The organism is Pseudanabaena sp. UWO311, from assembly GCF_006937785.1.
Taxonomy (GTDB): Bacteria; Cyanobacteriota; Cyanobacteriia; order Pseudanabaenales; family Pseudanabaenaceae; genus Pseudanabaena.
On the sequence record NZ_SJEE01000007.1, the window covers coordinates 15,851 to 32,946 of the forward strand.

At 42.6% G+C, this 17,096-nt stretch carries 16 protein-coding genes and 1 pseudogene; 8 read left to right on the forward strand and 9 right to left on the reverse strand.

Annotation, left to right across the window (positions count from 1 at the left end; all coding sequences use genetic code 11):
• Positions 1-255: 255 nt before the first annotated feature.
• From PseudUWO311_RS07685 to prfB, 5 genes and pseudogenes are all read right to left on the reverse strand, one after another.
• Entirely contained in the window at positions 256-999 is a 744-nt protein-coding gene (locus PseudUWO311_RS07685) for a hypothetical protein (protein WP_142654618.1), read from the reverse strand.
• A 1-nt stretch (position 1,000) separates the two neighbouring features.
• Complete coding sequence (locus PseudUWO311_RS07690) at positions 1,001-1,708, reverse strand: PilN domain-containing protein (RefSeq protein ID WP_142654619.1); 708 nt, start codon at positions 1,706-1,708, stop codon at positions 1,001-1,003.
• A gap of 9 nt (positions 1,709-1,717) precedes the next feature.
• Positions 1,718-2,828, reverse strand: a pseudogene (gene pilM, locus PseudUWO311_RS07695) (type IV pilus biogenesis protein PilM).
• A gap of 321 nt (positions 2,829-3,149) precedes the next feature.
• Complete coding sequence (locus PseudUWO311_RS07700) at positions 3,150-3,782, reverse strand: DUF4168 domain-containing protein (protein ID WP_142654620.1); 633 nt, start codon at positions 3,780-3,782, stop codon at positions 3,150-3,152.
• A 168-nt stretch (positions 3,783-3,950) separates the two neighbouring features.
• Positions 3,951-5,058, reverse strand: a protein-coding gene (gene prfB, locus PseudUWO311_RS07705) for a peptide chain release factor 2 (protein WP_142654725.1) whose coding sequence is annotated in 2 segments (ribosomal slippage) — positions 3,951-4,985 and positions 4,987-5,058 — 1,107 coding nt in all. Because the reading frame shifts where the segments join, the coding sequence is not laid out codon by codon here.
• Positions 5,059-5,313: 255 nt separating this feature from the next.
• Between prfB and PseudUWO311_RS07710 the strand changes: the two genes are divergently transcribed.
• The 7 genes from PseudUWO311_RS07710 to PseudUWO311_RS07740 all read left to right on the forward strand — a co-directional run bounded on the left by PseudUWO311_RS07710 (position 5,314) and on the right by PseudUWO311_RS07740 (position 10,263).
• Positions 5,314-5,694 (forward strand): FHA domain-containing protein, encoded by a 381-nt coding sequence (locus PseudUWO311_RS07710; protein ID WP_142654621.1) that lies wholly within the window; start codon positions 5,314-5,316, stop codon positions 5,692-5,694.
• A gap of 203 nt (positions 5,695-5,897) precedes the next feature.
• Positions 5,898-6,245 carry an FHA domain-containing protein gene (locus PseudUWO311_RS07715; protein ID WP_142654622.1) on the forward strand — a complete coding sequence of 116 codons (348 nt, stop codon included), beginning with the start codon at positions 5,898-5,900 and terminating at the stop codon, positions 6,243-6,245.
• Between the two features lie 237 nt (positions 6,246-6,482).
• The gene (locus tag PseudUWO311_RS07720) at positions 6,483-7,016 is read left to right on the forward strand and encodes a hypothetical protein (RefSeq protein WP_142654623.1); all 534 of its coding nucleotides are present in this window, start codon (positions 6,483-6,485) and stop codon (positions 7,014-7,016) included.
• Between the two features lie 143 nt (positions 7,017-7,159).
• On the forward strand, positions 7,160-8,200 hold the full coding sequence (csaB, locus tag PseudUWO311_RS07725; protein WP_142654624.1) for a polysaccharide pyruvyl transferase CsaB: 1,041 nt from the start codon (positions 7,160-7,162) through the stop codon (positions 8,198-8,200).
• A 326-nt stretch (positions 8,201-8,526) separates the two neighbouring features.
• Positions 8,527-9,126 (forward strand): translation elongation factor Ts, encoded by a 600-nt coding sequence (gene tsf, locus PseudUWO311_RS07730; RefSeq protein WP_142654625.1) that lies wholly within the window; start codon positions 8,527-8,529, stop codon positions 9,124-9,126.
• A gap of 133 nt (positions 9,127-9,259) precedes the next feature.
• Positions 9,260-9,859, forward strand: a complete 600-nt coding sequence (locus PseudUWO311_RS07735) for a hypothetical protein (protein WP_142654626.1) — start codon at positions 9,260-9,262, stop codon at positions 9,857-9,859.
• A 77-nt stretch (positions 9,860-9,936) separates the two neighbouring features.
• A complete protein-coding gene (locus PseudUWO311_RS07740; RefSeq protein WP_142654627.1) occupies positions 9,937-10,263 on the forward strand; it encodes a translation initiation factor in 327 nt (108 codons plus the stop codon).
• Between the two features lie 31 nt (positions 10,264-10,294).
• On the opposite strand, the gene PseudUWO311_RS07745 is transcribed toward PseudUWO311_RS07740, so the two are convergent.
• The 4 genes from PseudUWO311_RS07745 to PseudUWO311_RS07760 form a co-directional block, all read right to left on the reverse strand.
• Complete coding sequence (locus PseudUWO311_RS07745) at positions 10,295-10,834, reverse strand: Uma2 family endonuclease (protein WP_142654628.1); 540 nt, start codon at positions 10,832-10,834, stop codon at positions 10,295-10,297.
• Between the two features lie 162 nt (positions 10,835-10,996).
• Entirely contained in the window at positions 10,997-12,205 is a 1,209-nt protein-coding gene (locus PseudUWO311_RS07750; RefSeq protein WP_142654629.1) for an acetate kinase, read from the reverse strand.
• 17 nt (positions 12,206-12,222) lie between these two features.
• Positions 12,223-12,861: a histidine phosphatase family protein gene (locus PseudUWO311_RS07755; RefSeq protein WP_142654630.1), complete on the reverse strand. Its 639-nt coding sequence runs from the start codon at positions 12,859-12,861 to the stop codon at positions 12,223-12,225.
• A gap of 242 nt (positions 12,862-13,103) precedes the next feature.
• Positions 13,104-15,551: a phosphoketolase gene (locus PseudUWO311_RS07760; RefSeq protein ID WP_142654631.1), complete on the reverse strand. Its 2,448-nt coding sequence runs from the start codon at positions 15,549-15,551 to the stop codon at positions 13,104-13,106.
• 312 nt (positions 15,552-15,863) lie between these two features.
• Between PseudUWO311_RS07760 and sat the strand changes: the two genes are divergently transcribed.
• Positions 15,864-17,066 carry a sulfate adenylyltransferase gene (gene sat, locus PseudUWO311_RS07765; RefSeq protein ID WP_142654632.1) on the forward strand — a complete coding sequence of 401 codons (1,203 nt, stop codon included), beginning with the start codon at positions 15,864-15,866 and terminating at the stop codon, positions 17,064-17,066.
• Positions 17,067-17,096: the final 30 nt, after the last annotated feature.

Consider the following 17,096-nt stretch of genomic DNA (forward strand, 5'->3'; position numbering starts at 1 on the left):
CCTCTTGTTCCATAACGGAACTCAATACACTTAATCTTTAGTAGTAAATCTGTAGAAACTGGAACATGTCCTAACTAAAAGAACGACATAACCAAGACAGAATTGACGCGATTATGGTGCGAGATTATACCACACTTTGTCAATTTCAAATCAAAAAAATAATAGGTTTGACTAGTCAACCTCAATTATTAGGTTTTGTGCCCTTTTTTACTTCCTCCACGGCTCAATTCCACTACGGAGGAAGTAAATATTTTTTTACTTTTTCGGTGGAGTAGCAGCCTTCTTCAGCTCCTCATCAGTTTTAGGGACAAAGGCTTCTAGCGTGAAGTCTGCTCCAATTAATGGTGGCAAGATATCCAGAATTTCTTTTTCCTTCCCAGCTGCGATCGGGCGAGAAAACTTAAAAGTAGCAGTTGGCAAAGCCTTTTTTGTTAGTTTTAAATCTTTGACTACTAGTAGAGGCTTTAATCGCTCAATTTTTTGGATTGTATTCAATACATCCTCAAACTTTCCATCAAAGCCAATCGTGAAGGAATAAGTATCATACTGTGCCCCTACAACTGGAACAGAAGGCTGGAAATTCCTCAAGGTTCCTGCTAGTTCATAGGAGAAATCTGGTGGCAAAGCAATCACAATAGTCTTAGGAATCTGCTCTTGAATATCGCGGATTAGCGTATCAATATTGTCTACATTTGGTAAAAGCGATAGAACAAATTTATTCTGTTGATTTGCTTCCTCAATCTTTTGAGCAATATTACTTTTACTTGCTACTTGACCTTTGAGAGTTGTAACATTTGTCGTTTTAGCATCAATATTTTTTTGTCCAGCCTGAACTGAATCCCAGATTGGCATGACATAGGTTGCAGCTACATAACCAGCTAAAACAACCCCACCAACTCCGAGTAAGATTCCTAAAACCTTTGATGTTAAGGTGAGTCCAAATAGTGTTACACCACCTGCACCATCTTCAATTCCTGAAGCAGCTCCAACGTTTGTCATTTTATTTGATAACTCCCTGTTGCTTTAATAGATTGACTCTCGTAACTAACCCATCGGCTCCTGACTTTTGGAGTGCGGGTAAGATATCCGCAGGACTCTTTTTAGTAACAGTGGTCTGGATTTGAAAGTTGACCAGCGTGAAATTCTTGTCAGAAGTCGCTGGTTGCAAGGTAGATGTCTTTAACTCCGTTAGTTTATCGTCCAGAAGCGGTGATGCTTTGAGCAACAATAGAAAATCATTTAGCTCGTTATAGTTAGTAGCTTTTCCACTGATAGATATCGTCGAACCAGCAGGAGCTTGAGCTGTTGCAGCAGCCGATGCTTGGGTGATGGCTTCCACTTGAACAGTAATGGGAGTACGTTTTCTGATGTCGTCAGCGATCGCACTGACAGGCAAATTACCCACAAACAGATTAACAAGCTCTCCAGTTCTAGCTTGTATCGCTTGAAGTTCAGTTTCTTGACTTTTCAGCGCTGTAAGCTTGCTATTTAGTTGTGACTCCTCAGCAGTTAAAACAGAGAGCTTTTGTTTGATGCCCTCATTTTGCGAGTTTAGGACTAAAAAAGCACCACCAACTATGGCGAGAGCAACTACAGCAGCCGCACCTCCATAGACTAAAAACTGTGAATCAGCAATCGGTTGACGTTCCAATGCTTGAGATTCTTCAGCAGCGCGATCGCTTAAAAAATTAATATCAAGTGTATACATAACGCCCTTTTAAACCTCCCTCAAACCTAGACCTAGAGCAACAGACATAGCCATTGCGTTCCTGAATAGGAATGTCCATATCAACAGTTACGCCAACGGCAGTAAGTGGGTCAACTGCAATAGCAGCAATACCGAGGCGTTGACTGAAGAACTCGTTTAATTGACCAATACAAGCCCCAGGACCTGCAATCAATAACTGCACAACATCCGAACCAGGAGATTGGCTAGTGTAGAAGTCAATTGAGCGTCTTAGCTCATCTGAAAGATCGCCAACAACCCGCATAATAGCGGCATCCCCTGGAGTTCCACCACCACCAGCAAGACTTGCCGTATCCATGGATTGAACAGGAACAACAGTTGAACTCAACATTTCCATGTCTGTTGTCCTGCGTGGAGGCAGGTTAATGGCTCGCAATTGAGCATTTTGAATCTGCGCCGTACCGATCGGGAAAGTCCGAGAAAATTGTGGAACTCCATCAACTGTTACCGTAATTTCGGTGGCTTCGTACTCGATATCGACGATCGCTACTGCTTCCGCTAAGGTGCTAAATCTTGATAACTCATTGTGCATAGCACGAATGAGAGCAAAGCTACTAACCTCAACAACATCAACCTGTAGCTGTGCTATTTCTAGTGCCTGCATGTAGCTGTCTGTGACCTCTTTAGGTGTTGCCACCATCAGAATCTCAATACGTTCGATGCCATCATCATCAAGCGCTGTACCCAACTTTTGATAATCAACATCAGCATCTTCGCGAGGAAAAGGTAAGTACAGACTAGCCTCTTGATTAAGAACCATCTCGCGCAGTTCGATGTCAGGAATTTCCGCTGGAAGGCGAATCAGACGGCTTACAGTCTCTCGACCTGGTAGAGCCGTAGCAACCTTCTTAACTTTTATTTTTTTGTCTGCTAGCAAACTGCGAATAACTTCTCCCAGCGCTACAGGGTCGAGAATACGTCCTTCTTCAACAGTACCTTCGGGAAGCTCGACGCTACCATACGTCACTAGCTTGTAAGAAGATTGCCCCTTGCGGCGCAATTGAACTAGGTTAACTTTCTCGGAAGTGATTTCAATTCCGATGCCTTTCTTAGACTTTCCGCCAAATTTTAAGCCGAACATAAGCGTGTCTTTATGAGTTTTGTAGCTTGTGTAGCACTGGGCATACTAAACAATGGAGGGATTATAGACTGTAAGTGACCATTGTCAATAGGAGAAGAAAAAATAATCATCACGAATGTCGTAGATGTCTGATTTTGCCTTGTTTCTTATAGACGATTTTGGGCGTTTTAGCAAACAAAATAAAAAATAGTTGAATTTTGGTGTGATCGTTACAAAAAACAAAAACGAGAAGCAAAGCTTCTCGTTTTTGTTTTGGGCTTACAAAAAATAACGCAATGTAGGGGTAATTCATGAATTACCCCTACATTGCGTTATTTTTCTTTACTTGTTACCGCGTAATTGCATCTGCTTACCTTGGATTAAGCTTCTAAGACGCGGATTTTGCTTCTGCTCCAGCGTGATTTGATTAAACTCTTTCGTGGTAAATCCATTGCGGCAAATTTCTTCTTCGCTATAGGTGCGTAACTGGTTGCAAAGCGATCGCAAAAATTCTGGTGGATTTGTGAGATCGCAGACTTTAGTTTGTTGCGATTCTGCGAGATTCGCAACATTACTCCAATCAGGGTTACTTTTCGCCTCTCTAAAAATCTCTAGACGTTTGTTTTCGATCGCATTAGCAGCAGCTGCATAACGAGTAAGATTGTCTTCACCAAGAGACACTTTGGTGAGAAAGTTTTGTAAGTTTGATGGTTTGACGCAGGTTTCAGCCGCCGCAGATAAGCGACTACCACTAATCATTGGCTCAACAATGGCGACTATAACTACACATAGACCAAGTAAGCTAATTGTGACTAATCCCTGATCTAAGTGTTTTTTGAAATTATTCTTAACATCTAGTAGATCTGATGTTAGACCTAGATTTTGGGTTTGCCCATTAACAAGTTGCTTGTTAGCAAATTGCTTGCTTACAAATTGCTTAAAATAAACCGAATTTCTCTGATGCCAACTATTCATAATCAATTGCCATTAATCGCCAAAAACTCTAAGGACGTAATCTGTATCTGTTAAGTAATGGGCAAAAAATTAAAAACTCACAATCTGTGAGGCTTGCATAGCAAACCTCACAATCCTTAAAACTGAGTCTTAATATAAGCCTGAGGTACTCATTCTAAAAGTATTGACTCAAACAGGCTGATTTTGTTGCCGCAAATATGACTGAATGAAAGGATCAAGGTCTCCATCCATTACATTTTGAATATTTGTGGTTTCTTCCCCTGTCCGTAAATCTTTTACTAACTGGTAAGGATGAAACACATAGTTGCGAATTTGGTTGCCCCAAGCCGCTTCCACCATATCGCCACGAATATCCGCTATTTTCTGAGCGCGTTGTTCTTGGGCAATAATTAATAATTTTGCTTTCAGCAATCGCATGGCATTTTCTTTGTTTTGTAATTGCGATCGCTCTTGTGTACAGCGTACCGAAATCCCTGTGGGTAAATGAGTAATTCTTACAGCCGTTTCTACTTTGTTGACGTTTTGACCGCCTTTGCCACCTGCTCTAGTGGTCGTAATTTCTAATTCTTTCGGATCAATTTCGAGATCGACATCCTCTTCGAGTAATGGCATGACTTCTACGCCAGCAAAACTGGTTTGACGCTTATCATTGGCATTAAACGGGGAAATTCGGACAAGACGATGTGTGCCTTTTTCAGGAGCAAGGTAGCCATAGGCATAACGCCCATGTACGAGCAAAGTTACTGATTTGATGCCTGCCTCTTCCCCTTCAGAAATTTCAGAAATCTCCACTTTGTATCCTTGTGATTCACAAAAGCGCGTATACATCCGTAGCAGCATTTCTGTCCAGTCTTGGGAGTCAGTGCCCCCAGCGCCAGCATTGATTGTTAAAATTGCATCATATTTGTCATAGGTTCCTGACAGTAGTTGCTCTAAATCCCAACGATCCATCTCTTGCAGTATTTGACTCAGGCTCTGTTTAGCTTCATTTGCTAAAGCTGGATCGTTCTCAAGGGCGAGTAACTCAGCGATCGCTTCCAGATTTTCGATGGTTTTCTGCCAGCGCTCAAACTTTTCGAGGTAAGATTTCAGCGCATCTAGTTCGCGCATTGTTTTTTGGGCTTGGTCACTATTCTCCCAAAATTCTGGTTGGGCAGCTGTTTGTTCCAGATCAGTAATTTTTGCTGCGATCGCAGGTACGTCAAAGATATTCCTGAGCAATGCTCAGGCGCTGGGATAAAATCTGGGTCTGGCGTGCTATCTCCGTAATGTCCACTAAAGTATTTCTCCGAGATATATCGAGTTTCAATTGAATATTGTATAAGTACCTCGTCATAATTAAAAAACAAAGCCAAGATCTGTACCTCCCGTGCAGCGGGCGATACAGATCTTGGGGTTTTTATATTTAATTGTGCCTAGCTGCTTAGAAAGCCAATCAAGGTAGGCATTTTCCCCTCATCCCAAAGGTGCTTGCTTTCATCGTTAGCTCCAGATTAAGTTAAACGAATAAAATAGGATTAATTGTAAAAATATGACAAGCACAACCCATGAAGAATCTGAAATTAGTATTAATTTTTCCAGCGAACATACGTTGGTAGTAACCGACAACAGCGGAACTCGCAAGATGCAGCTAGTAGAAAATCAATATACAATCGGTCGAGAATCCGATAACACCGTTCATCTCAACTCTGATTTTGTCTCGCGGTATCACGCAACCATAAGGAAAGTTCGTCATCGCGATCGCCTTGATACTTATCGGATTATCGATGGTAGCGCCTCAGGTAAACCCAGCAAAAATGGGATTGTTTTAAATGCGACCCAAAAAGTTTCTTCCCATGATCTGCAAGATGGTGATATTGTCACGTTCGCGCCTGAAGTACATATTCTGTATCTTGCACCGAAGTTAATTTAAAAATTAACTTGAAGATTTAAGTTTAACTATGTTCTCTAAATGTGCAAAGAATAAATAAGCTACAGAGATTCGCTAACTCTTGATAAAAACTCTATAATTCAACCCATTTGTAGAGTAAAGTAGAGCGAGATTAAACTAAATGCCTACCAGTAGCATATACTTTTCGCTGGTAAGCCACATCTACTTCTTTTTTTGGTGAGCTAATGAGCGAAACACACGTTAGTCACACACTATTAATCACTGATGCGAGAGGTAGTAGAAAACTCGCACTTGATGGCTTAAAGTATACGATCGGGCGGGATGTGAATAATAATATTCAACTTTATTCGCGATTTGTCTCTCGACAACACGCTGTATTGCTGCGTGTGCCTGGCGAGGGTGGCCGTTATTTGTACCGAATTATTGATGGGGATTTGTCTGGTAAGCCGAGTGTCAATGGGGTAATAATTAACCATCATATGAAGATTGCCTCTTCCCATGATCTATGTAACGGTGATGTGATTACGCTTGCCCCAAACGTGGAATTAACCTATCTCAGTAGTCAACCTTGAAAAATCCACCAAATGTCTTTGGCTGGATTTTTACAGTGCCTTTGCTATAGTTTATGCCTGAACAAAAATCAAACCCAAGATAAAAATGTCGGCACGAAGTGCCGACATTTTTTATCTTGGGTTTGATTTTCATGTTTTTACTGGCACTTTTGCTGATGATTTCTAGTTCGTGGATTTTTGGGTGAGGTGAAAAAATATTGTGTAATAAATCCATAATTTGACTTGATTACAGCATATATGGCAATTGTCTTATCCCTTCAAGAAAACATAGACTTGCTATTGCTTTTAGTCAAGTTAGCGATCGCGTTAGGCTCAATTGCCATTACGTTATTACTGCTATTTTGGTTGCGACTTAAGAAAATTGAAAAACGTATATACCAGAGAAGAAGACAGCTAAAGCCGAGATTTCATCAAACTAGCACGCCAAAAACCTCACAAAAAATACTGCCAAAGCCTTACAAGTCATTTGGCTCGACCCACGTTATCACCAATCGATCAATGGGTAATCTGGCAGTTGCCAACAAGCGATCGCCAAAGACTCAGGTCTATATAACAACTTCATCCCCAAAACTTTTACAAAAACCAAAGAGGCGTTCTAGTCGAGTTCGTTTGCACTGGTTATGGGCAATTATGATTGCTAGCATGACAGGCATGGCGATCGCCCTCATGCAGTTAGGTAATAGCTTTATTAGCCCTGAATACATGCCAATTGTCTGGTTGTTAATTGGTTTAACCCTAGTCATCAGTGCCACATTTATCGAAATTGCATAGCGTAATACCAAAGCACTTTTGTGATTTGGTATTAGATTTTTCAGTGCCTGCGGCGATGAAAAATCTAATACTTGTTGCAAATGCGCGAGAATAAGATCCCGTGATAATTGCGGCAAAGCTAAAAAATATTTGGGACATTAAATATGCGACGTGCGGTTTTATGTGGATATTACGGAATGGGAAATGGTGGGGATGAGGCGCTACTTGCCACATTGCTGCAAATGCTACCCAAAGATATCCAACCGCTTGTTTTGTCGGCCAGTCCCAGAGCTACCGAAAATTTACATCAAGTCGAAGCTAGCGATCGCTATTCAGTATTTGCCTTAATCAATGAACTTAAGCGATCGGATCTATTTATTTGGGGCGGTGGTAGCTTGATGCAAGATGCAACTAGTGCCAGAAATCCGATCTACTATGGCGGACTGATGGGACTAGCGCAGGGGATGGGATTACAAACGATCGCTTGGGCGCAAGGGGTGGGACCACTCAAGCGTAAGTTGAGTAAATGGATCGCTAGACGTGCTTTTCAGGGATGTTCATCGGTGTCCGTGCGCGATCGCCAATCGGCACAACTATTAGCAGACTGGCAAATTGAGAGTGTGGTTGCTCCCGATCCTGTTTGGGCTTTGGATGCAAATCCAATCAATATAGATCGTGATGCATTAAAACCTCTTGTTGCTGTGGTTTTGCGATCGCATCCTGCGCTAACTACCTGTCGCATTGCCACAATTACTGAGGCTTTGCAAAAGTTGCAATTACAAACCAATGCTGAAATTATGTTGATCCCATTTCAGCCAGCTCAAGATAAGGCGATCGCCCAAGCAATTTGTGATTCGCTTAATGAAAAGATGCCAAGTTGTAGCCAAATCGTCATTCAAAAAGATCCACGTCGCCTTAAGGGGATATTCAAAAGTGTCGATCTAACGATCGCAATGCGGTTGCATGGATTAATTATGGCGGCGGCTGAAGGTAGTAACTGTTCAGCAATTAGTTACGATCCTAAAGTTTCTTATCTCATGGAAGACTTAGGGATTTCTGGCTGGGAGTTAGAGGATTTACCAGACAACGTACAGTCGTTTACGGACGCTTGGGTTGATCAACTCGAAAATCGAGATCAATTTTTAAGCGATCGGGTACAGCAACTCAAACAACAAGCTTTAATTCATCAAAAAATATTAGGTTAAAGCCAATTTGACAAACTGTAACTACATCAAAAACCAAAAGAGAGTTGCGGCGCTTTGCGCCGCAACTCTCTTTTGGTTTTCAGGTTTTGGAATTCTCAAAATGTCATTGCCCAATAGATTAGAGGTATCGCGAATCACTACCTCTAATCTATTGGGCAAGTTCGGAGATCGCCCAAAATTTTCAAAACCCTGTGTACATAGAATTGTGATAACTTAGAGTACTGTAAACATTTTAGAAATATTTTCGAGAGATATTTTCGGCAACGAGCAAAAACTCCTCGCTCCTCGAAATGTTGCCCTAGAAATCCAAAACAAGCTTACTTAATATGGCAGACATTACAACCCAACAAATTCAAGAGCTACGTGCGAGAACTGGCGCAGGTATCAAAGACTGTAAAGCAGCGCTCGTTGACTCCAGTGGTGATTTTACCAAGGCAACTGAATACCTAAGACAAAAGGGGCTAGCCTCTGCTGTTAAAAAAGCAAGCCGCGAAGCATCCGAAGGAATCGTCCATAGTTATATTCACTTTGGTAGCCGTATTGGTGTACTAGTCGAAGTTAACTGCGAAACTGATTTCGTAGCGCGTCGTGAAGAACTCAAAGAACTAGCTGATAGCGTAGCTAAGCAAATAGCTGCTTGCCCTAACGTTGAATATGTCAGTGTTAGCGATATTCCTGCTGAATTTGTCGAAAATGAAAAGCAAATTGAATCTGGTAAAGAAGATTTAGCTAGCAAGCCTGCTGCTATTCGCGAGAAGATTGTGCTTGGTCGCATCGAAAAGCGCTTGAAAGAATTGTGCTTACTAGATCAGCCTTATATCAAAGATCAAAGCATCACCGTTGATGAATTGGTTAAACTAACTGCTACCAAACTTAGCGAAAATGTTAAAGTTCGTCGCTTTGTGCGGTTTGTTGTTGGCGAATAATCAAAAATCTATATTTGCAGAGCCGTAGGCGATGCAAATATAAAGAGGTAAGGATAGACGACGCAAAGCGTCGTCTATCCTTACCTCTTTGGCAAGACCACAAAAAACGAAAGAAAAAATAGTGTGAACTCCCATGCTGGTGCGTATTGATAAAGATATTCAAAATATCCAACAGGCGATCGCTGAGGCGATCACTCGTATCGATACTATTCATATTGAGTATTCACAAGCGATTGCTGAGGCAGTCCAGCAGCAAATCTTGCTAACAGTATTTAAGTTTTGCACCCAAAAATGTCCTGATGCATTTCTAGCGCTATCTTTATCAGCACGTCAAAATTTGCAAGAAGCATTGCGGCAGAGGATCAAATCGCTCTGTGAGCAGATGCAAAAAACTCTCAAAGAATGCGATCGCGAAAGTCGCACTAACCAAGAAAATCTTGATAACTTGCTGAGTAAGCTGCTTAACGATAGCATGGAGAAACTAAACCAGCTTTTAGTCGAGCATAAAGTTTTAAATCTTGAAGAAAATAAGACTAAAGATGATAAATCTCCACAGATGAGTATTCGTCTTGCTGAAATTGAGTTTACCGATCGCAAAGTCATGTCTCATCGCGGCGAGTTGCGCGTTTTATCGGCAAGGCTAGCGCATTTGCACAATGAGCTAGAAAAGAAATATCAACAAAAGACGATCGCCGAAGCAGAATTAGCATGGCGATCGGCATGGACAGAATAATATTTTTTGTTGAAACTTTTGCGAAGCAAAAGTTTCAACAAAAAATATTGGATTTTATTTAACGATTACTTACAGCTATGACCAAAAATCGTGTAGTTTACCGCGAGTTCGGCACACCTGAAGAAGACGATTCTGAGCAAAAAGAGATCGATTTACCTCCACAGCAACAAAATCCGCGTATTCAAGTAACGCGCCGAGGTAAGGGTGGAAAGACGGTAACTGAAGTCACAGGTTTTCAGACGACGACCGAGAATTTGGCAAAGCTGACTAAGCAGTTAAAAAATCATTGCGGAACGGGTGGTACCTGTAAGGGGCAAGCGATCGAGATTCAAGGCGATTGCAGTCAGAAAATTTTGCAGATCTTGCTAGGTTTAGGCTATAAAGCCAAAATAAGCGGTAAATAATAAAGAGGACGCAAAGCGTCCTCTTTATTATTTACCGCTTTAAGCAACCAAAAATCTGATTTGCAGTTAGTTGTAATGACATCCCATCTAAAAAGATTAGAGGATCGTCACCGCTAACAAGTTGGAGTGGCTGATCTGGGAGAAAAAGCATGATTACTTCTTCTTGGCTGTCAATTAACCAACCGAGTTTTGAACCTTCAGCCAGACAAGCTTGAATTTTTGTGATTAGTTTTGTCGTGCTTTGATCAGTCGAGAGGATCTCAATTAGCCAATCTGGAGCGCCCTGAATTGCAGAATTACCCAAAGGTATGCGGCTTTTGTGAATAATAGTTATGTCTGGAACAACAGAGTTTTTGCTCAAAATACAGCGCAGTTCTGGAAAAGCTTCGTAGGTGCTATTAGTATTGTCGATCGCTCTAACTAAATACTTTTGCAAAAGGCTATGGTAAAAAGTAGGCATTGGCTTTTGCAATACTTGACCGTTAAGAAATTCCCATGCTGGAGATTCTTCAATATTGGGAAGTTGAGAAAACTCATCTAAGGTGACTGGATGAAGGGCTGCTAAAACCATAAGCCACTTATCTCAAGACTAACAATCTAAACTTTATCACATCTGGAAAGCCCTGCACTCAAGTGCGGGCTAAGAGCAAAAACCCGTTGAAACGGGTTAGTTTTGTTCAGTCTACTTCAGTAGACTTTAGCTTTTAGCCAAGAACTTGAGTTCTTGGCTTATTTACTTTAAATTCCAACATTCACGGGCAATTTCCCAGTCTTCTTGTGTATGAATTACTAAAACTCGCACCGCTGAATCAGGTGCAGCAATATCTACATCAAACAATCTCTGATTGTTCTTATCTAAATCCAGTTTCAATCCTAAAAACTCAAATCCTGCACAAGCCGCCGCTCTAACTGTGGGAGCATTTTCGCCCACACCTGCGGTGAATACGAGAGCATCTAATCCGCTGAGACTCGCTATCATTGCGCCAATATGCGATCGCAAGCTATGCACATACACATCAAAGGCTAATTGCGCTTGTGTGTTACCTTCAGTGATCGCCTTGAGAATTGGACGCAGATCCGCCGAAATTCCTGAAACTCCTAACAAACCTGATTCGCGATTTAGTATGCGATCGAGTTTCTCCACATCCATATCAGGTTGACGTAATAAATGAATAAGAATTCCTGCATCAATGGAACCAGAGCGACTGCCCATTACTAAACCTTCAAGTGGAGTAAAGCCCATTGTCGTGTCAATACTTTGACCGTTACGAATTGCGGCGAGCGAACATCCATTTCCCAAATGACAGGTAATCAGACGTAAATCTTTGATATTGCGATTAAGAATACTTGCGGCGCGATCGCGACAATATTGATGACTAATGCCATGAAATCCATAGCGACGAATTCCTTGCTCGGCGTATTTTGTAGGGATTGCGTAGGTATAAGCATCTGGTGAGAGTTGAGCGTGAAAAGCGGTGTCAAATACAGCAACTTGGGGGGTATTCCCAAATAGTTGTTCGGCAGCCTCAATTCCTTCCAAATTGGCAGGATTATGCACTGGTGCGAATATGGCTAATTTGGCGATCGTCTCTTTTACTTCGGTATTAATGATCGTACTTTGGCGATATTCTGCACCACCATGTACGACACGATGACCGATGATATCTATTTCTGATGGACTTTGGAGAACTGGAGATTCGCCACTCCACAGAGTTTCGAGCATATGAGTGATGATCTCAGGACGAGACGTTGAGGATATCTCTTCTTCTAGAACTTTCCCATGTTGTGGCTTAACCTTTATTTCCGCAAACCCATCATGGTGTGTCCAGTCGATGCTTGCTTCCCAAATTGGTGCAGGTGGCGTATCAGGCAATGCATTTTCTAAATCATACAGACAACTTTTTTGGCTACTCGATCCCGCATTCAGAACTAGTATCTTCATAGTTTTATCTCGATTTTCTAAGTGCCTGACAGAGATCGCAATTCATCGTCCATAAAACTGCGATCGCCTAAAACTGTGAGCTTAGGACCAAGCGAACCAAACTGGACAATACTCAACGAGGCAGCAGGAACATCAATGCGATCGCGATATCGACCCATATCGATTCCCAATAGACTACAGAGAATCACCCGAATCGTTGCCTTATGTGAAACTACTAACACATTACCCGATGTATATTTTTCTTGGATTTCGGCTATTACTAATGAAGCTCGGCTTGCAAGCTGCACCGCTGTTTCCCCTCCTGTAGGAGGATTCCATGCGGGTTCCGTTAGCCAACGCAGATAGTCCTCGCTGTAGTTCTCTTTGACAAACTCATTGGTTTGTCCTTCCCATTTGCCATAACGCAATTCTTTTAATCCATCGTGCAATTGCATTTTTATGCTCACAGCTTCACATAAAGGTGTAGCTGTGGCGATCGTCCGTTTCATTGGGCTAACGATGATCGCCTCCCATGCGATCGCTTTATGTGCATCAGCAAAGGCTGCTGCCATTTTTTCACCATTATCAGTTAAATCTGGATCAAGTTCGCCACAATAGCCACCAGTACGACTATAGGCAGTTTCACCATGACGGAGCAGATATAGTTTTAAGTTCATAATCCTCACTATAGCTTTTGTGCGGAGATTGCTAGCAAACCCTTTCATACCAATTCACAAAAGTGTGACAACACTTTTGTGAATTGAAACCCAGTAAGGTTTTTTAAATCAAGAAATGGCTACGCCATTTCTTGATTTGGTATCAAAAGGCTGATTAGAAGTCTTCTGTAGTCCACTTCAGTGGACTTGAGCTTTGAGCCAAGAACTTGAGTTCTTGGCTTATTGGCGTAAGCCATATTAGTTTAATGTGGATAACGCCAGTTCACGATTTCAGGTTTATCGATGCCATGCTCGTAAGCATATTGACGACATTCGATTTGCTGATTGAGCAGAGATTCCTTCGCATGAGCGCCAATATTTTTTAGCTTTGGCACGCGATCAATTACATCGATCGCCAGACTAAAGCGATCAACTTGGTTGTTGATGGCAAGTTCCAAAGGCGTATTGATATTACCCTTTTCCTTGTAACCACGCACATGCAGGTTTTTGTGATTGGTGCGGCGATAGGCGAGACGATGAATCAACCAAGGATAACCGTGAAAATTGAAAATGATCGGCTTGTCAGTGGTAAAGAGCGAATCAAAATCGCGATCGCTTAAACCGTGAGGATGTTCGGTATCAGGCTGTAGCTTGAACAGATCCACAACATTGATAAAGCGAATCTTCAACTCTGGGAAATGCTCCCATAGCAGAATTGTGGCAGCTAAAGCTTCTTGAGTGAGAATATCACCACAGCCCACCATTACCACATCTGGTTCCGCACCTTGATCGTTACTTGCCCAATCCCAAATGCCTAGTCCTTTGGTGCAGTGCTTAACCGCATCATCCATACTCAAGTATTGCAAATGGGATTGCTTGTCACAGACGATCACATTCACATAGTCGGTACTCCGCAAACAGTGATCGGACACCGATAACAGCGTATTCACATCAGGTGGTAAATAAATGCGTGTTACTTCTGCACTCTTGTTTACTACTACGTCCAAGAATCCTGGATCTTGATGGGTAAAGCCATTGTGGTCTTGTCGCCATACTGTGGAGGTGATCAAGAGATTCAGAGAAGCGATCGGCGATCGCCAAGGAATCTCTCTACTGATTTCCAGCCATTTACAATGCTGGTTAATCATCGAGTCGATCACATGCACAAAGGATTCATATGTAGAAAAGAATCCATGCCTTCCCGTCAGCAAATAGCCCTCTAACCAACCTTCTAAGGTATGCTCGCTGAGGATTTCCATCACCCGCCCATCAGTAGCTAGTTCACCACCATCGGCATCTTCAGGCAGATATTCGGCAATCCAGAACTTTTTACTGACTTCGTAAATTGCTTGGAGTTTATTGGAGGTATTCTCGTCTGGACCAAATACACGGAAATTATCCATGTTTTGACGCATCACATCGCGCAGAAATACACCCAAAGGCTTAGTGTTTTCCGCTTCGCTTTGACCTGCTTTATCGATTTTCACGCCATAGTCGCGAAAATCTGGCATTCTCAAACCGCGACGCAATAAACCGCCATTGGCAATTGGATTTGCACTCATACGGCGCTCGCCGATAGGTGCAAGATCTTTTAACTCAGGAATCAGCTTGCCAGACGCATCAAACAATTCTTCAGGTTTATAGCTCTTCATCCAATCCGATAGCATTTTTAAATGCTCAGGATTGTTGTGCATTCCCGAAAGAGGGACTTGGTGTGCTCGCCAAAAGCCTTCCACCTTATGTCCATCTACTTCTTTGGGTCCAGTCCAGCCCTTAGGAGTCCGCAATACAATCATCGGAAATTTGGCTCTTTTGGGAATACCTGTACTGCGAGATTCTTGTTGAATACGCCTAATCTCGTTAATGCAATGCTCAAGGGTCGCTGCGATCGCTTGATGCATTGACTCAGGATCGGAACCTTCCACAAAATAGGGTTGGTAACCATAGCCAATAAATAGACTTTCTAGCTCTTCATGGCTAATGCGTGATAGTACCGTCGGATTGTTAATCTTGTAGCCATTCAGATGCAAAATCGGTAATACAGCGCCATCACGAATCGGATTGATAAACTTGTTGGAATGCCAAGCTGTTGCAAGGGGGCCAGTTTCCGATTCGCCATCACCGACCATCACGACAGAGATTAAATCAGGATTGTCAAAAACAGTACCATAGGCATGGGAGACGCTATAGCCAAGTTCACCGCCCTCATGGATCGAGCCTGGAGTTTCGGGAGTACAGTGGCTACCAATCCCACCAGGGAAAGAAAATTGTTTAAAGAAGAGCTTCATTCCCTCTTCATCTTCACTGATATCGTGATAAACCTCAGAGTAGGTTCCTTCGAGATATACAGGGCCTAAAATACCTGGAGCGCCATGTCCGGGCCCTGCCAAAAAGATGGCGTTCAGGTCATACTTCTTTATTAAGCGATTCAGATGTGTATAGACGAAACTCATGCCAGGACTCGACCCCCAATGTCCGAGTAGGCGATTTTTGACATGTTCTGGCTTGAGAGGTTCACGCAAAAGAGGATTTTCACGAAGATAGATCATCCCGATCGCGAGATAATTACAAGCCCGCCAGTAGGCATCGGTTTTCTGTAATTCTTCGGCGCTGAGAGGGCTTCCTGCCACTGTGGAGCGGGCATTGCCATAGCAACTAATTGCTGTGTTTAAGGAGTCTGTGTCAGCCATTTTGAGAGGAGTTGATACCATAAAATTACGATTAATTCCTGTCGCTAATAAGTTCTTTGACTTCTTACTTCTCAACTCTACATGAAGAATTTATTACTCATGGTGTTGTGCACATCTCTTTTAAGATTCTCTTTGCGGGGATCGCTTATACTTCACTACAAGGTTTAATGGATAGAAGACAGCATAAAGCTTTGTCTTCTATTTTGCTGTTTTAGGAATCAGCACTACATAAAGGAAAAGCAATTTTTTATCTCTGAATTTAATGCTTAAATTTAGTTTTTGGAGACAAAAAAAGTTAACATTAATTTAACAATTTCCTAGTAGTTTTAACTCATGGCTCGACAACTAAAAAATATCGCACCGCACGGCGGTCAACTGATCAACCGCATGGCAACAGAAGCACAAAAAGAAGTGTTTTATAGCAAAGCTGACCACTTGCCAAGCGTGCAACTAACAGAGCGATCGCTGTCGGATCTAGAGCTTATTGCGATCGGTGGATTTAGCCCATTGACTGGCTTTTTAGGTAAAGCTGACTATGAGTCCGTAGTTTTAAATATGCGTCTCGCCAATGGCTTACCTTGGTCGATTCCGATTACCTTGCCCGTCACTACTGAAGTTGCAGATACTCTGGGCGTTGGCAGCCTTGTGCGTCTAAATGATCCTGACGGTATATTTATTGGCGTATTAGAACTAAGCGAAAAATACAAATACGACAAACTCAAGGAAGCGATCCATGTCTATCGCACCAATGAAGATCGGCATCCTGGAGTCAAAGTGGTCTATGCCCAAGGTGATGTGTATCTGGCTGGCGATGTGTGGCTGTTAGAGCGTCGTCCTCATCCTCTATTTCCCACCTATCAGATCGATCCTGTTGACTCTCGTGAACTATTCATCGAAAAAGGCTGGCGTACAATTGTCGGTTTCCAAACCCGTAACCCGATTCACCGCGCCCATGAATATATCCAAAAATGTGCATTGGAAATCGTCGATGGTTTATTCCTGCATCCTCTAGTCGGCGCAACTAAGAGCGACGACGTGCCCGCCGATGTACGGATGCGTTGCTATGAAATCATGCTGGAGCATTATTTCCCCTTAGATCGGGTGACCTTGGCGATTAATCCTGCGGCGATGCGCTATGCGGGGCCCCGTGAAGCGATTTTCCATGCCTTGATTCGCAAAAACTATGGTTGTACGCATTTCATTGTCGGGCGCGATCATGCGGGTGTTGGTGACTACTACGGAACCTATGACGCACAACATATTTTCTATGAATTTGAAGATGGCGAACTCGGAATTACGCCTTTGATGTTTGAACATGCTTTCTATTGCAAACGAGTTCAGGGCATGGCAACCACTAAAACCAGTGCCAGTCTTCCCGAAGAGCGCGTACATCTCTCTGGTACAAAAGTCCGCGAAATGCTCCGTCGTGGCGAATGTCCGCCGCCTGAATTCTCTCGCCCTGAAGTGGCGGCGGAATTGGCGAAGGTGATGCATAAAATGGCGATAGAAGAAGCTGCCACAGGCTTTGAAATCTAAAAAAAGAGGCGCAAAGCGCCTCTTTTTTTT

Bases quoted from the DNA above. Each gene is read 5' to 3' on its own strand.
- PseudUWO311_RS07685 (WP_142654618.1), bottom strand. From the start codon at position 999: ATGACAAACGTTGGAGCTGCTTCAGGAATTGAAGATGGTGCAGGTGGT.
- PseudUWO311_RS07690 (WP_142654619.1), bottom strand. From the start codon at position 1,708: ATGTATACACTTGATATTAATTTTTTAAGCGATCGCGCTGCTGAAGAA.
- PseudUWO311_RS07700 (WP_142654620.1), bottom strand. From the start codon at position 3,782: ATGAATAGTTGGCATCAGAGAAATTCGGTTTATTTTAAGCAATTTGTA.
- PseudUWO311_RS07710 (WP_142654621.1), top strand. From the start codon at position 5,314: ATGACAAGCACAACCCATGAAGAATCTGAAATTAGTATTAATTTTTCC.
- PseudUWO311_RS07715 (WP_142654622.1), top strand. From the start codon at position 5,898: ATGAGCGAAACACACGTTAGTCACACACTATTAATCACTGATGCGAGA.
- PseudUWO311_RS07720 (WP_142654623.1), top strand. From the start codon at position 6,483: ATGGCAATTGTCTTATCCCTTCAAGAAAACATAGACTTGCTATTGCTT.
- csaB (WP_142654624.1), top strand. From the start codon at position 7,160: ATGCGACGTGCGGTTTTATGTGGATATTACGGAATGGGAAATGGTGGG.
- tsf (WP_142654625.1), top strand. From the start codon at position 8,527: ATGGCAGACATTACAACCCAACAAATTCAAGAGCTACGTGCGAGAACT.
- PseudUWO311_RS07735 (WP_142654626.1), top strand. From the start codon at position 9,260: ATGCTGGTGCGTATTGATAAAGATATTCAAAATATCCAACAGGCGATC.
- PseudUWO311_RS07740 (WP_142654627.1), top strand. From the start codon at position 9,937: ATGACCAAAAATCGTGTAGTTTACCGCGAGTTCGGCACACCTGAAGAA.
- PseudUWO311_RS07745 (WP_142654628.1), bottom strand. From the start codon at position 10,834: ATGGTTTTAGCAGCCCTTCATCCAGTCACCTTAGATGAGTTTTCTCAA.
- PseudUWO311_RS07750 (WP_142654629.1), bottom strand. From the start codon at position 12,205: ATGAAGATACTAGTTCTGAATGCGGGATCGAGTAGCCAAAAAAGTTGT.
- PseudUWO311_RS07755 (WP_142654630.1), bottom strand. From the start codon at position 12,861: ATGAACTTAAAACTATATCTGCTCCGTCATGGTGAAACTGCCTATAGT.
- PseudUWO311_RS07760 (WP_142654631.1), bottom strand. From the start codon at position 15,551: ATGGTATCAACTCCTCTCAAAATGGCTGACACAGACTCCTTAAACACA.
- sat (WP_142654632.1), top strand. From the start codon at position 15,864: ATGGCTCGACAACTAAAAAATATCGCACCGCACGGCGGTCAACTGATC.